Consider the following 14,767-nt stretch of genomic DNA (forward strand, 5'->3'; position numbering starts at 1 on the left):
ACGTGGCGCTCAGGCGGCCTGGAGCGCCCTGCGGTTGAGCGCGCCGTACACGGCCGCGAACACGGCGGCCACCGCGCCGGCCGTGGCCGCGACGCCGAAGATCCACTGGTAGCCGAGCACGCCCGGCTGGGCGGCCAGGACGGCGGCGATCACGGCGCCCGCCGTGCTGCCGCCCACGATGCGCACCAGGGCGTTCACGCCGGCCGCCAGGGCCGTCTTGGCCGGGTCCACGTGCTCGACCGCCATCGTGCCCAGCGCCGCGTACCCGATGCCGAGGCCGATGCCCATCAGCGAGGACGCGATGTACAGGTCGGCGGAGCTGTCGTTCGCGAACACCAGCAGCAGCGCGGCCAGCCCCGTGACCCCCGAGCCCGCCGCCACCATCGAGGAGGCCTGGAAGCGGCGCATGAACCGGCCCGCGAACAGCGAGATCACCAGCATGAACAGCGTGCTCGGCAGCAGGTAGAGCCCGACCTGAAGGGTGGAGGCGCCGAACCCGTAGCCGGTGCTCACCGGCACCTGGGCGAAGCTGGACATGCCGGTCAGGATGGTGAAGAACGCGAACCCGAGCAGCATCGAGGCCACCGTCGCGCCGATCGTGCCCCGCTGTACCAGCATCGCCATCTCGACCAGCGGCTCGGCCACCCTGCGCTCGACCGCGACCCAGATCGCGGCCAGCACCACGGCCGCGCCGAACAGCCCGAGCACTCCAGGCGAGGTCCAGCCCCACGAGCCGCCCTGGCTGATCGCCACCAGCAGCGCCACCAGCCAGGCCGTCAGCAGCGCGGCGCCGAGCAGGTCGGGCCGGCCGCCGCCCGCCGGGGCGCCGTCGCGGACCAGGAAGGCCACGATGACGGCGGCCACCAGCGAGATCCCGCCGGTGATCCAGAACACGAGGTGGAAGTCACCGGCGGCGAGCCCGGCCAAGATCATGCCGCCGCCGCTCCCGAATCCCATCGTCGCGCTGAGCACGCCGATGCCGGTCGCGAGCTGGTGCCGGGGCAAGGTGTCGCGCACCACCCCGATCGACAACGGCACCAGCGCGGCCACCGCGCCCTGGAGCACCCTCGCCACGATCAGCCAGGCCAGCGAGGTCGCCAGGGCGGCCATCACCGAGCCGATCACCAAGAGGGCGAGAGCGCCGAGGATCATGGGGCGCCTGCCGTACATGTCGCCGAAGCGCGACAGCAACGGCGTCGCCACCGCGGCGACCAGGAGGCTCAGCGTGAGCGTCCAGGTCACCGCGCTCAGCGAGGCGTGCAGCTCGCGCTGCAGCACGGGAAGCAGGGGGACCACCGCGGTGTTCTGCAGGGCGGCGATGGAGGCGGCGAAGGCCAGCGCGACCACCGCGGGCCAGGGATTTCTGGTGGTCGCCGCCCGCGGGGCGGACGCTACAACTGTCGCCATGTCGGCTCCTTTAGATAACTTGGGTAAGTAACCGAGACATGATGATACATACGTAAGTTAGGTAAGCAAACCGATGGACGAAGATCTCAACAGGACGGTGTCCGCGTTCCGCATGCTCGTGACCACGCTCAACCGCGCCAAGACGCACGAGCGGCTGACCGAGGCCGCGGGCGTCCGGCTGGACCGGCCCGACGTGCAGATCCTCGTCTATCTGCTGGATTCGGGCGAGCCGCGCAGGATCGGCCTGATCGCCACCGGGCTTCAGGTGGAGAGCCCGCACGTGACCAGGCACGTCGCCACGCTGGAGCAGCGCGGCCTGGTCGAGCGCGTACGCGATCCCGACGACGGCCGCGCCTGGCGCATCGCGCTCACCGAGGAGGGCGCCGAGGTGGCGAGCAGGTGCAGGAAGGTGACCACCGACTGGTTCCAGGGCGCGATCGCCGAGTGGTCCGAGGCGGATCGAGCGGAGCTGTCCAGATTGATGGGCAAACTGTCGGACGACCTCAGCTCCCATCTGAAGGACGTGATCACCCTCAGGTGACGACGACGTCCTCCGCGCGGTGGCAGGCCACCTGACGGCCGCCCACGTCCCTGGGCTCGGGCCGCCGGACGCACTCCGCCACGGCCAGCGGGCAGCGCAGCCGGTACGCGCAGCCCGTCCCTGCCGGTACGGCCTCCGTCCCGCCCTTGGCCTCGGGCGGATCACCCCCGAGCCTGGGCACCGCGTCGCGCAGCGCGCGGGTGTAGGGGTGGGCCGGGTTCGCGAGGAGGACGCCCGTGGGGCCCGACTCGACGACGCGGCCCGCGAAGAGCACGTGCGAGGTCCGGCAGAGCCGCTCCACCACGGCGAGGTTGTGGGTGATGAGCAGGCGCTCGGTGTCCAGCCCCGCCAGGAGGTCGAGGATCCTGGCCTGGACCGTGACGTCGAGCGCGCTGGTGGGCTCGTCCAGGATGAGCAGGCGCGGGCCGACCGCCAGGGCCCTGGCGATCACCACGCGCTGGCGCTGACCGCCGGAGAGCTGGTGCGGCCGGCGGGCGGCCAGCTCGGGGTCCAGGCCGACCTGTTCGAGCAGCTCGCCCACTCTGCCCCGGTCCGCGCGGGGCAGGGCTTCGGCGATGGAGCTGCCGATGCGCATCCGGGGGTCGAGGGCTTCGGCTTGGAAGACGGGCTGGACGTCTTTCCGAAATTTCCGGCGGTCCGCTTTTTTCAGGGTTTGGTCGCCGTACCAGATATTTCCGGACATGGGGGTGAGGAGGCCGAGGAACGCCCGCGCCAGGGTCGTCTTGCCCGACCCGCTCTCCCCGATCAGGCCGACGCCGCCCTCGGTGATGTCCAGGCTCACCTCGTGCACGACCGGGCGCTTGCCGTACCCGAGCGTCACCCGCTCGGCCCTGAGCGTCGTCACGGCAGCGCCTCCAGCAGCTCGCGGGTGTAAGGGTGGGCCGGCTCGGACAGCACCCGGGCGGCCGGGCCCGACTCGACCACCGCGCCGTCCCGCATGACGAGCACCCGGTCGGCGATGGTCGAGACCAGGGCCAGGTCATGGGAGACGAGCAGCAGCGCCAGCCCGCGCTCCGCGCGCAGCCTGTGCAGGACGCCGACCACCTCGGCCTGCACGGTCACGTCGAGCGCGCTGGTCGGCTCGTCGGCGAGGATCACCTCGGCGCCCAGCGCGATGGCCAGCGCGATGGCGAAGCGCTGGGCCTGGCCGCCGGAGATCTCGTGCGGGTAGCGGCGCAGGATCTCGCGGTCGAGCAGGACCGCGTCCATGGCCTGCGCCATGGTCTCTTCGACCCGGCCTCGCCCGTGCAGCTTGAGCGCGCGGCGCATCAGCACGCCGAGCCGGGTGGCGGGGCTGAGCGCGGCCTGCGGCGACTGCATCACGAGCGCCACCCTGGCTCCGCGGATCTCACGGAGCCGCCGGGGCGGGGCCGTCAGGACGTCCACGCCGCACACACTCACGTGTCCTGATATTTCGGCATCTGGGGTGAGGCCCAGCAGCGAGAGCAGCGTCGTGGACTTGCCCGAGCCGCTCTCCCCCACGATCGCGACGCACTCGCCCGCGCCCACGTCCAGCTCGGGAACGTCGGCCACGACCCGCCCCCCGTAGCTGACCCGGAGGTCACGCACCTCGATCATTTCACGACCCTTCGGGGGTCCAGCGCGTTGCGCAGCCCCTCCCCCAGCACGTTGAACGCGAACGCCGTCACCAGGATCGCCAGCCCTGGGAAGGTGACGACCCACCAGTTCGTGGTGAAGAGCGTCTGTCCCTGCTGCACCATCAGCCCCCACTCCGCCGTCGGCTCCTGCGCGCCCAGCCCCAGGTACGACAGCGCCGCCGACGTGAGGATCACCCCGCCAGCGTCGAGGGAGAGCTGGACGAGGACGGGAGTGAGCGAGTTCGGGAGCACGTGCCGCAGGATGATCAGCGGCGCGGGCACGCCCAGGCACCTGGCGGCGTCCACGTAGCTCCTGGTCGCGATCGAGGCGGCCACCGAGGCGGACAACCGGGTGTACCAGGGCCACCACGTCACCGCGATGGCCACGATGACCGTGGTGACGCTGGGCTGGAGCACGACGGCCAGGGCCAGGGAGAGCAGCAGCGCGGGGAAGGCCAGGAACACGTCCGTGATCCGCATGATCACGTCTCTGACCCAGCCGCCCGCGTACCCGGCCACCACCCCGAGCGTGACCCCGGCCAGCGCCGACACGCCCAGCACGGCCACGGCGATGAACAGCGAGGTGCGCCCGCCGTACAGGATCTGCGTGAGCAGGTCACGCCCGACCCGGTCGGTCCCGAACCAGTGGGCGGCGCTCGGAGGCTGCAGGTTCTCCAGCGGGTTGAGCTCGTCCACCGGGTACGGCGCGAGCCACGGCGCCATGATCGAGGCCAGGACGACGAGCACGATCAGCACCGCGCCGAACGCGGCGAACCGGTCGGGGATCCTCGGCAGGGTACGCCGCAGGGGCGCTTCCACGGGTGTCATCGCGCCCTCGCCCGCGGGTCGACGAAGCCCTGGAGGAGGTCCACGACCAGGTTGGCCAGGACGTACATCAGGGCTACCAGAAGGGTGACGCCGGAGATGGCCGGGGTGTCCAGGGATTTGATCGACTCGGCGGCGTAGCGGCCCAGGCCGGGCCAGTTGAAGACCGCCTCGACCAGGAATCCGTTGACGATCGCGTAGGCGAAGACCAGGGCGATCAGCGACAGGACGGGGTTCAGCGCCGGTCTCAGCGCGAACTTGGTCAGGATGGACGTCTCACCGAAGCCGAGCGCGCGTTCCAGCCTGGCGTGGTCCTGGCCGGACTCCTCGATGAGGGCCGCCCTGGTCATCTGGGCGATCACGCCCATCGGATAGGCGGCCACGACCAGTGCCGGGAGCACCAGGTGCTCGACGGTGCTGGTGAAGATGGGCCAGTTGCCGGTGATGAGGGCGTCGACGACGGTGATGTTCGTCCAGAGGGTGAGCGGGCTGGTGGTGTCGAGCGCGGAGTCGTACTCGCCCGCCACCGGGAACCAGCCGAGGTTGCTGGCGAAGACCGTCTGCAGGGTCAGGGCCAGCCAGAACACGGGGACGGAGACGAAGAGCATGCTCCCGAACCGCACCCCCAGGTCCGGAAATCTCGTCTTATAGCGGGCGGCGAGCACGCCGACCGGGATGCCCACGACGACCGCGATGAGCAGAGCCGTCCCGACCAGCTCCAGAGAGGCCGGGAACGCGAGGTAGAGGTCGTCGCGTACGGGTTGCCGGGTCCGCAGGCTGGTGCCCCAGTCACCCGTGAACAGGTCGCGCACGTAGTTCAGGAGCTGGACCGGGATCGGGTCGTCGAGCCCGAACCGCAGCCGCGCCTCGGCGAGCTGCTCGGGCGTGGCCTTGGGCCCCGCGAACGCGACCGCCGGATCCCCCGGCACCAGCCGCATGACGGCGAACGTGAGCACGACCACGCCGGCCACGACCAGGAGGGCCTGACCGAGCCGGCGGGCCAGATAACGGAGCATGGTCAGCTTGCGCGCTTGAGGTCGTGGAAGAAGACCACGTTGGGATAAGCGGGATTGTCCACATATCCCTCGACGTCGGCGGTCAGCGCCCGCTGGTAGACCTGCACGTACGGCACCGCGACCGCGGCCTCGTCCGTGATGATCTTCTTCTGCAAGTCCTGGAACGACTGCCTGGCCTGCATCTCGTCCGTGGCCGTGAGCTGCGGCAGCTTGTCGATGGCCGCGTCGATCTCGGCGTTCTTCAGGTAGGACAGGTTGAACTGCGGCTTGTCAGCGCTCTTGAACACGTTGACGAACCAGGAGTAGGCATCCGGATAGTCCGGGTACCAGTACATGACGAAGATGTCCTGACCCTGCTTCTTGCCCAGGTCCCACTGCGCGCTCCAGGTCATGGGCTTGGCCTGCAGGGTCACGTTGATGTGCTTCAGCGCCGAGCTGAGCAGCGTGACCAGCAGCTTCTGGTCGTCGTCGCCCTGGGCGTAGGTCAGGGTGAGCTTGAGCTCGGGGTTGTCGGGGCCGTACCCGGCCTCTTCCATCAGCGCCTGCGCCTTGGGCAGGTCCTGCTTGGGCGCCATGTCGGACGTCTGGCCGAGCAGCCCCTGCGGCACCAGGCCGCTGGCCTTCTGCCCCGAGCCCTTGAGCGCCGCGGCGAGCCCGTCGTAGTCGATCGCGAGCTGCAGCGCCTGCCGGATCTTGACGTTCCGCGTCGGGCCGCCCGCCGTGTTGAACAGGACCAGCAGGTTCTGGAACGACGGCGACTGCGCGGTCTTGACGCCCTCGGTCATCCCGGCCTGCTCGAAGAGCTGCGGGTTCAGCCGCTGGACGAAGTTCACCTCGCCCTTCTGCAGGAGCTGCCACGCCGTGGTGATCTCGGGCGTGACCCTGAAGGCGACCTTCTTGTACTGCTCGGGCCGCCAGCCGCCCCAATAGTCCTCGTACGCCTTCAGCGTGAGCTCGGTCTCCTTGCCCTTCTGCCAGGAGTCGATCGTGTACGGCCCGGTGCCCGCCGTCTTCTTGCCGTCCGCGTCCACGGCGTCCACGTCGTAGATGTAGGCCGCGTAGCCGGAGGAGGCGATGAGGTCGAGCGGGGCGGCGTACTTGAGGGTGAACTTCAGCGTGGCCGCGTCCACCGCCTCGATCTTCTGCACCGCGCCCCAGATGTAGGCCGCGCCGCCCTTCTTCTCGATCGTCCGCTCGATGGCCTTCTTGGCGGCCTCCGCGTCGAGCGTGGCGCCGGAGTGGAACTTGACGCCCTGCCGCAGCTTGAACGTCCACTCCTTGCCCTCGTTCGCCGAGGTCCACTCGGTGGCCAGGCGCGGCTCCGCCTTCTGGGTCTGGGAGTTGTACCTGGTCAGGCCCTCGTAGATGTTCGACAGGGCGACGATCTCGTTGGAGTAGGAGGTCGCGGGATCCCAGTCGGTGACCACGTCGAGGTTCGGCACGTAGACGAACGTGCTGTCATTGGCCTGCGCGGCCGTTGTGGCCGCCGGCTGACCGCCGCTGCTCGCGGCGGGCTGTGGTGTCCCTCCGGCGCCGCGCACCTGGCCGCCCGCGCACGCGGATGCGGTCAGGGCCAAGGCACCGGTGACCCAGGCGACGAGCAGACGCTTGTGCCAGCGCATGGTGGGGGGATCCTTTCGATCTTTCACCGGGCGAGGGGTCCGGCGGCTTTGACGTGTACCCGTACCGCGGGTTCGGAGAGGTAGCTGAGCGGCACTTCGAGAAGGTCGACGATCTCGACGCCGGAAGGATCCGCCCCCGCCGCCACGGCTCGCGCCGCCGCCTCCTCTTTGGCCTTTTCGATCGCTTGTGCCCTGCTATCTCCTGCAGGCAAGATCGTATCGACTCTGCCGCTCGCGAGTGCGATGGCCGCCCCTACGGCGTTGGCCACCTCGGCGTGCTCCGGGCGGATCACCCGGCTCACGCCGGGGATCCCCTCGGGCAGCATGAAGGCTCCGCCACCCACCGCCACCAGGGGTCTGTCGGTCTTGCCGAGCGCCATCCGGTCCACGGCGTCGATCACCATCTCGTCCGCGACGGCCAGCGCCCTTTCCAGAATGTCGGAGATTCCTGCCGACATGTCATGCCCCTGTGCTCTGACGCCGTCCGCCAGCCGCTCGCGCCATCCCTGCGCGTCGCCCGGCGTCCGTCCCGCGGCGACGGCCGCGTCGGTCATCGTCATCGTGCTCCCGCCGAAGACCAGCGCCTCCTCGACGATCCGGTAGCCCACGGAGCCGGGGCCGACGCCGTCCGCCCTGACGACGGTCCCGCCGCCGAGCGCGATGGCCAGGATGTCGGGCATCCGGAAGTTGGTCAGCACCCCGCCGATCTCGACCGCCGCCGCCGACTCCCTCGGGAAGCCGCCGGCCAGCACGCCCAGGTCGGTGGACGTGCCGCCGACGTCCACCACGATCGCGTCCGCCACGCCGGACAGGAACGCGGCTCCGCGCAGCGAGTTCGCCGGGCCCGAGCCGATGGTGGACACCGGCAGCCGCGCGGCGTGCTCCACCGTCATGAGCGTGCCGTCGTTCTGCGCCAGGTACGGCCGCGCGCCCAGCCCCCGCTCGGCCAGTGCGGTGACCAGGGCCTCGGTGACGTGGGCGGCCACGCCGTACAGGGCGGCGTTCAGCACGGTCGCGTTCTCGCGTTCGAGCAGCCCGAGCGAGCCGATCTCGTGGCTGAGCGAGACCGGCAGGCCGTACTCGGCCTTGATCAGCTCCTCCGCGAGCCGCTCGTGCTCGCTGCTCGCCGGGCTGAACACGCTGGTCACGGCCACGGCGTCGGCTTCCACGCCGTCCAGGAAGCGGCGGATCGCGTCGAGGCCCGGCGGGCTGATCTCGCGGCCGTCGACGTAGTGGCCGCCGGGCACGATCGCCTCCCCCGCCGAGACGGCCGCCCGCAGGTCGCCGGGCCAGTCGGAGAGCGGTGGCACGGAGGTGGTGGCCGGCGCGCCGAGCCGCAGCACCGCGACCCGGCCCAGCCCTCTGCGCTCCAGGATCGCGTTGGTGGCGTGCGTGGTGCCCAGCATGACGCGGGTGATCCGGTCCTGTACGGGCGCCGGCCCCAGCTCGGCCAGCACGGCGTCCAGCGCGGCGCGCAGCCCGCCCGTCACGTCCTTGGTCGTCGGCCGCTTGGCCTTGGCGATCACCCGGCCGTCGCCGCCGAGGACCACGGCGTCGGTGTTCGTGCCGCCGACGTCGATCCCGATCCGCAGGTCAGCCATGTGCCGTCAGCTCCTCGACCGGAATGTAGTCCAGCTCGTACCCGAACGCCCGTGGCCCGGCGGTCTCCAGTCCCTTGGGCGTGCGCCAGAGGGGGTCGCAGGGCCAGGCGAGCACCGTGACACGCTGGCCGTACCTGAGCGACTCGGTCTGCACGGCGGCGGCGGTCTCGGTGTCCACCACCGTGATGAGGTCCGGCACCATGGCGCGCACCTGGCCGTTCTCGATGGCGACCAGGTTCTCGTTCTGGAGCTCCAGGGCCAGGCGGCGGCCGCGGTCATCGCCTGTGCCGTCGATGGTGGCGGTTCCGCGGACGAACCCGCCTGTCGTGCGCCGCTCGACGTCGGTCAGCTTGCCGGTGATCAGCCGCGCGGCCCCGAGGCGGTCCTGGAGCGCGCGCAGGGGGTCCGCGGCGCCTTCCGTGACCCGGCCGACCTCCAGGGCGCGGGTGACCGTACCCTCGATGACCGCGCCCCGCGCACGTGCGGCGGTGAGCACGTAGTCGGCCATCAGCGCGTGCGACCCCGCCGCCACGCAGACGGCGCGCGCCAGGCGCTCGGACCAGAGCCCGTCCACGGGGCGGATCGTCACCACGTTCCCCGCGACGTCGGACATGATCACCAGATCGGCCGGCAGCCCCGCCACGTACATCGACACCATCTGGACCTCGGGGAACGCCCGTCCCATGCCGTCGGCGTCGAGCAGCGGGAGCCCGAGCTGCGCGGCCCAGGCGACGGGGGCGACCCCGTTGGAGCCGCCGATCTCGGAGGACATGATCGCGCTCGGCCGCCTGCCGAAGAGCCGCTCCACCTCCTCGGCGATGCGTTTCGGCTCGTCCTCGCTGTGGATCATCTCGTGGCTCACGGTCGGGGCGCCGATTCCGGACAGCGGCACGACCAGCGCGTCCTCCGGGAGGTCCGCCAGCTCGACCAGGGGCACCTCGCCGTACTCGCGGACGGCTCTGAGGGCGGCCAGCGATCCGGTACGCACGTCTCCACCGCCCCCGGTGCCGAGAACGGCGCACCCTCGGGCGAGAGCGGCGATATCACTCACATCAATGCTGCTCATATGGCGACACAACCAAGCACATACCACCGCAAAGCGCCAGTCTGACACGTGTTGCCTGGCAAATCGCGCGATCTAAATGCGTTGCGCGGCCCTGCTCGCGGCCGCCATGATCGATCACGCCGGATCAGAGCCGAAGGAGAGTCCATGGACCGCCGCCGAATGCGCATGCGACGCCCTGTGCGCGTGCCCTGGGAGCTCCGAGCCTGATCCGCAGCCGCCCTGACACGCCTCGCGAGGCGGGTGAGGGCGCTGGTGTGCCCACCGGTTTCATAAGCCGTTCCAGGCGGGTTCGATCCCCGCACCCGCCACGAGCCTTCCCCTGCCTTCCGCGGCCCTGATAGATCTGGGATCGGGAAGGGAGGGCGCATGCGGATTTCGGTGGCCGCCGACAGCAGGGACGGCGTGGCCGAGCGGGTGGTGTCCGAGCTGCGCGAGCGCGGGCACGAGGTGCTGACCCACGGCGCGCTCAACGACGGGGAGCGCGACGACTGGGCGTGGGCCTGCGAGCTGGCCGCCAGAGACGTGAGCGAAGGGCGGGCCGAGCAGGCGGTCGTGTGCTGCTGGACCGGCACGGGCGCCTCGATCGCGGCGAACAAGGTGGCCGGCGTCCGCGCGGCGCTGTGCGTCGACGCCTACACCGCCGACGGCGCGCGCAAGTGGAACGACGCCAACGTGCTGGCGCTCAGCCTGCGGCTGACCTCCGACGTGGTGCTCGCCGAGATCCTCGACGCGTGGCTGGCGGGCCGCCCGAGCACCGAATCCGCCGACGTCTCGAACGTGGCCCACCTCGGGGAGATCTGACATGGACATGCCGAACTTACGGTGTACGCATTGCGGGGAGGAAGGACTGGAAGCCGGGTTCATCATGGACTCGGGTGAAAACTCCTCCGGGTTCGCCCGTTGGGTGGAGGGCGCGCTGGAACGGGGTGTCTTCGGCGGGGCAAAGCTGTTTGGACGTCCGAAGTGGGAAATAGACGCATATCGCTGCCGCTACTGCCACCACCTTGAGCTTTTCGCCAGCCGGCCTTCCTGAACCCGTCCCCCGGCTCTCCCCACGCGCGGCCAGGATTCAGAACCGTCACACCTGAGGCACGGAAATCGTCGGTCCCGCCCTTTAGGGTGCTTGGCATGACCGACGTGCTGCTCCGCGGCGGCCTCCTCTGGGGGCTCACGGCGCCTGCCGACATGCTCATCAGCGGCGGCCGGATCGCCCGCGTCGCCCGCGGCATCGACGCGCCCGGCGCGCTGGTCCACGACATCGCCGGTCAGCTCGTCCTGCCCGGTCTCGTCGAGGCGCACTGCCATCTCGACAAGACCCTCTACGGCGGCGCGTGGGTGCCGCACTCCGCGGACGACACGCTCGCCGGCCGCATCGGCAACGACCTGGGCCGCCGGGCCGAGCTGGGAGTGCCGAGCGTGGCGCGGATCGGCGCGCTGCTGTCCCGCATGAGTGCCGCAGGCACCACCCATGTGCGCACCCACACCGACATCGACCCTTCGGTCGGGCTCCGTGGCGTGGAGGCCGTGCGCGAGGCCGCCGCGGGCTCCCCGATCGACGTGCGCCAGGTCGCCTTCCCGCAGCACGGCGTGCTCACCAACCCCGGCACGGCCGAGCTGCTCGAAGAGGCGCTGAAGAGCGGCGTCGAAGCGGTCGGCGGCCTCGACCCGGCAGGCGTCGACCGCGACCCGGTGCGCCACCTCGACGTGATCTTCGGCCTGGCCGACCGCTACGGCGCGCACGTCGACATCCACCTGCACGACGGCGGCTCGCTGGGCGGGTGGGAGCTGGAGCTCATCACCGAGCGCACCCAGGTGCTCGGGCTCGGCGGCCGGGTGACGGTCAGCCACGCCTACGCGCTCGGCCAGCTCGACGAGGCCTACCAAGACCGGCTCGTGCAGGGCTTCGCGGAGGCGGGCGTCGCGATCGCGACCGCGGCCGTCTACAGCTACCCTGTGCCACCGATCAAGAAGCTGCGGGCGGCGGGGGTGACGGTCGCCTGCGGGCACGACGGCATCCGCGACCTGTGGGGCCCCTACGGCAGCGGCGACATGCTGGAGCGGGCGATGCACATCGCCTATCGCAGCACCTTCCGCAGGGACGAGGACATCGAGCTGGCGCTGGAGGCCGCCACCGTCGGCGGCGCCCGTGCGCTCAGGCTCGACGACTACGGCCTGGCTCCGGGCGATCGGGCCGACCTGGTCGTCGTGCCGGCCGGGGGGCCGGCGGAGGCCGTGGTCGTTCACCCTGCGCGCACTCTGGTCATGAAGGACGGCGTCGTCCTGCACAATTGACCGGCGGGACCATCGAAAGGCAGGCAAGTGCTCTCTATTCACCAGCGGATCGCGGCTGAGCTCGACGTACGCGACGGGCAGGTGCAGGCCGCGGTCGAGCTGCTCGACGGCGGCGCGACCGTGCCGTTCATCGCGCGATACCGCAAGGAGGTCACCGGCGCCCTCGACGACGCGCAGCTGCGCACGCTCGAGGAGCGGCTGCGCTACCTGCGCGAGCTGGAGGAGCGCAGGGCGGCGATCCTGGAGTCGATCGAGTCTCAGGGCAAGCTCGACGACGAGCTGCGCGAGCAGATCATGGCGGCCGAGACCAAGGCCAGGCTTGAAGACATCTACCTGCCGTACAAACCGAAGCGGCGCACCAAGGCGCAGATCGCCCGCGAGCTCGGGCTGGAGCCACTGGCCGACCAGCTGCTCGCCGACCCCTCGCTCGACCCGGCGGCCACGGCCGCGGGCTTCGTCACCGAGGGCGTGGCCGACACGGGCGCGGCGCTGGAGGGCGCCAGGGCGATCCTGATCGAGCGCTTCGCCGAGGACGCCGACCTCATCGGCGGCCTGCGCGAGCAGCTCTGGACCCGCGGGCGGCTGGTGTCGAAGGTCCGCGAGGGCAAGGAGGAGGCCGGGGCCAAGTTCTCCGACTACTTCGAGTTCGGCGAGCCGTTCACCAAGCTGCCGTCCCACCGCATCCTGGCGATGTTCAGGGGCGAGAAGGAGGAGGTGCTGTCGGTCGTGCTGGAGCCCGACGACAGCCCCGACTACGAGCTGCGCATCGCCTCCCGCTTCGGTGTCTCCGACCAGGGGCGGCCGGCCGACAAGTGGCTCAACGAGACCGTGCGCTGGGCCTGGCGCACCCGCATCCTGGTCCATCTCGGCATCGACCTGCGGATGCGCCTGTGGCAGGCGGCCGAGGACGAGGCCGTCCGGGTGTTCGCGACCAACCTGCGCGACCTGCTGCTCGCCGCCCCGGCCGGCACCCGCGCCACGATGGGCCTCGACCCGGGCCTGCGCACCGGCGTGAAGGTGGCCGTGGTCGACGCCACCGGCAAGGTCGTCGAGACGGCGACCATCTACCCCCACGAGCCGAGGCGGCAGTGGGACCAGTCGCTGGCCGTCCTCGCCGCGCTCGCGCAGCGCCACGGGGTCGAGCTGATCGCCATCGGCAACGGCACCGCCTCGCGCGAGACCGACAAGCTGGCCGGTGAGCTGGTCGCGAACATGCCGTCGGTGACCAAGATCGTGGTCTCCGAGGCCGGCGCATCGGTCTACTCCGCCTCCGCCTACGCCTCGCAGGAGCTGCCCGAGCTGGACGTGTCCCTGCGCGGAGCGGTCTCCATCGCGCGGCGGCTGCAGGACCCGCTGGCCGAGCTGGTCAAGATCGACCCCAAGTCGATCGGCGTCGGCCAATACCAGCACGACCTGGCCGAGTCCAAGCTCTCCCGCTCACTCGACGCGGTGGTCGAAGACTGCGTCAACGCCGTCGGGGTCGACGTCAACACCGCGTCGCCGCCGCTGCTCACGCGGGTGTCGGGCATCGGTTCGACGCTGGCCGAGAGCATCGTGCGCCACCGCGACTCCAACGGCCCCTTCCGCAGCCGCACCGCGCTGAAGGACGTGCCGCGGCTCGGGCCCAAGGCGTTCGAGCAGTGCGCGGGCTTCCTGCGCATCCCCGGCGGCGACGACCCGCTCGACGTGTCGAGCGTCCACCCGGAGGCCTACCCGGTGGTGCGCCGCATCCTCGGCTCGGTCCAGTCCGACCTCAAGACGCTGATCGGCAACACGGCGGCGCTGCGGGCGATCAAGCCGCAGGAGTTCACCGACGAGACCTTCGGCCTCCCGACCGTCACCGACATCCTGCGCGAGCTGGAGAAGCCGGGCCGCGACCCGCGCCCGGCCTTCAAGACCGCCACCTTCAAGGAGGGCGTCGAGAAGATCTCGGACCTGGCGTCCGGGATGATCCTGGAGGGCGTGGTCACCAACGTGGCGGCGTTCGGCGCGTTCGTGGACGTCGGCGTCCACCAGGACGGGCTGGTGCACGTCTCGGCCATGTCCCGCACCTACGTGAAGGACCCGCGCGACGTCGTCAAGCCGGGCGACATCGTGCGGGTGAAGGTGCTCGACGTCGACATCCCGCGCAAGCGCATCTCCCTGACCCTGCGGCTGGAAGACGAGGTCAGCGGGCAGCCGGGCAGCGACGGTCCCCGCAAGAGCACCGGCCGCCAGGGCGCCGCCCGCGCCGACGGCGCTCGGGGTGACGCCCCTCGCGGGGACGGCGCCCGGGGCAACGTCGCCCGCGGCGACGGCTCCCGGGGAGACGCCGCTCGCGCGGACGGCTCGCGCGGGGACGGCAGCCGGGGCGACGGATCTCGCGGCGACGGCGGCCGTGGCCAGGGTGGTCGCGGCGACGGCCAGCGGGGCCGGGGCGACGGCCAGCGCGGCACCGGCAACGGCGACGGAGGCCAGCGCGGCCGGGGCGACGGCCAGCGGGGCGGCCAGCGCCGCCAGGACCGCCCAGCGCCTTCGGGCGCGATGGCCGAAGCCCTCCGCAAGGCGGGCCTGGGCGACGACAACCGCTAACCCCAAACGCCGGTTGACCAAGGCCCGCCAGCGAACGCCTAGCCTGCGCCGGTCAGGGCCGTGCGCGGGTCAGCGCCATGCGCGGGTCAGCGCCATGCGCGGGTCAGCGCCATGCGCGGGTCAGCGCCATGCGCGGGTCAGCGCCATGCGCGGGTCAGCGCCATGCGCGGGTCAGCGCCATGCGCGGGTCAGCGCCATGCGCGGGCG

At 71.3% G+C, this 14,767-nt stretch carries 12 protein-coding genes and 1 tRNA gene; 5 read left to right on the forward strand and 8 right to left on the reverse strand.

Going from position 1 to position 14,767, the window contains the following annotated elements; genetic code table 11:
- Positions 1–9 precede the first annotated feature (9 nt).
- Entirely contained in the window at positions 10–1,407 is a 1,398-nt protein-coding gene (locus tag ABEA43_RS16970; RefSeq protein ID WP_345562824.1) for an MFS transporter, read from the reverse strand.
- Between the two features lie 73 nt (positions 1,408–1,480).
- Between ABEA43_RS16970 and ABEA43_RS16975 the strand changes: the two genes are divergently transcribed.
- The gene (locus tag ABEA43_RS16975; protein ID WP_345562825.1) at positions 1,481–1,948 is read left to right on the forward strand and encodes a MarR family winged helix-turn-helix transcriptional regulator; all 468 of its coding nucleotides are present in this window, start codon (positions 1,481–1,483) and stop codon (positions 1,946–1,948) included.
- On the opposite strand, the gene ABEA43_RS16980 is transcribed toward ABEA43_RS16975, so the two are convergent.
- The 7 genes from ABEA43_RS16980 to ABEA43_RS17010 are packed head-to-tail and all read right to left on the reverse strand — an operon-like array spanning position 1,941 to position 9,697.
- Positions 1,941–2,813, reverse strand: a complete 873-nt coding sequence (locus ABEA43_RS16980; protein WP_345562827.1) for an ABC transporter ATP-binding protein — start codon at positions 2,811–2,813, stop codon at positions 1,941–1,943. The two genes, ABEA43_RS16975 and ABEA43_RS16980, sit on opposite strands and share 8 nt — an antisense overlap.
- Positions 2,810–3,547 (reverse strand): ATP-binding cassette domain-containing protein, encoded by a 738-nt coding sequence (locus ABEA43_RS16985; protein WP_345562828.1) that lies wholly within the window; start codon positions 3,545–3,547, stop codon positions 2,810–2,812. Before ABEA43_RS16985 ends, ABEA43_RS16980 begins: the two co-directional genes overlap by 4 nt.
- The gene (locus tag ABEA43_RS16990; protein WP_345562830.1) at positions 3,544–4,395 is read right to left on the reverse strand and encodes an ABC transporter permease; all 852 of its coding nucleotides are present in this window, start codon (positions 4,393–4,395) and stop codon (positions 3,544–3,546) included. Before ABEA43_RS16990 ends, ABEA43_RS16985 begins: the two co-directional genes overlap by 4 nt.
- Complete coding sequence (locus tag ABEA43_RS16995) at positions 4,392–5,408, reverse strand: ABC transporter permease (RefSeq protein WP_345562831.1); 1,017 nt, start codon at positions 5,406–5,408, stop codon at positions 4,392–4,394. The genes ABEA43_RS16990 and ABEA43_RS16995 overlap by 4 nt, the downstream gene beginning before the upstream one ends.
- Before the next feature lie 2 nt (positions 5,409–5,410).
- Positions 5,411–7,030, reverse strand: coding sequence for an ABC transporter substrate-binding protein (locus ABEA43_RS17000; protein WP_345562832.1), 1,620 nt, complete (start codon positions 7,028–7,030; stop codon positions 5,411–5,413).
- A gap of 23 nt (positions 7,031–7,053) precedes the next feature.
- Positions 7,054–8,631 (reverse strand): hydantoinase/oxoprolinase N-terminal domain-containing protein, encoded by a 1,578-nt coding sequence (locus tag ABEA43_RS17005; RefSeq protein ID WP_345562834.1) that lies wholly within the window; start codon positions 8,629–8,631, stop codon positions 7,054–7,056.
- On the reverse strand, positions 8,624–9,697 hold the full coding sequence (locus tag ABEA43_RS17010; RefSeq protein WP_345562836.1) for an S-methyl thiohydantoin desulfurase family protein: 1,074 nt from the start codon (positions 9,695–9,697) through the stop codon (positions 8,624–8,626). The genes ABEA43_RS17005 and ABEA43_RS17010 overlap by 8 nt, the downstream gene beginning before the upstream one ends.
- Before the next feature lie 235 nt (positions 9,698–9,932).
- Between ABEA43_RS17010 and ABEA43_RS17015 the strand changes: the two genes are divergently transcribed.
- The 4 genes from ABEA43_RS17015 to ABEA43_RS17030 all read left to right on the forward strand — a co-directional run bounded on the left by ABEA43_RS17015 (position 9,933) and on the right by ABEA43_RS17030 (position 14,560).
- A tRNA-Met gene (locus tag ABEA43_RS17015) sits at positions 9,933–10,005 on the forward strand.
- A 58-nt stretch (positions 10,006–10,063) separates the two neighbouring features.
- Positions 10,064–10,498: an RpiB/LacA/LacB family sugar-phosphate isomerase gene (locus ABEA43_RS17020; RefSeq protein WP_345562837.1), complete on the forward strand. Its 435-nt coding sequence runs from the start codon at positions 10,064–10,066 to the stop codon at positions 10,496–10,498.
- Positions 10,499–10,825: 327 nt separating this feature from the next.
- On the forward strand, positions 10,826–11,989 hold the full coding sequence (locus tag ABEA43_RS17025) for an amidohydrolase (RefSeq protein ID WP_345562839.1): 1,164 nt from the start codon (positions 10,826–10,828) through the stop codon (positions 11,987–11,989).
- A 27-nt stretch (positions 11,990–12,016) separates the two neighbouring features.
- Complete coding sequence (locus ABEA43_RS17030; RefSeq protein WP_345562841.1) at positions 12,017–14,560, forward strand: Tex-like N-terminal domain-containing protein; 2,544 nt, start codon at positions 12,017–12,019, stop codon at positions 14,558–14,560.
- Positions 14,561–14,767: the final 207 nt, after the last annotated feature.

It is taken from the genome of Nonomuraea rosea (assembly GCF_039539705.1).
Lineage (GTDB): Bacteria > Actinomycetota > Actinomycetes > Streptosporangiales > Streptosporangiaceae > Nonomuraea > Nonomuraea rosea.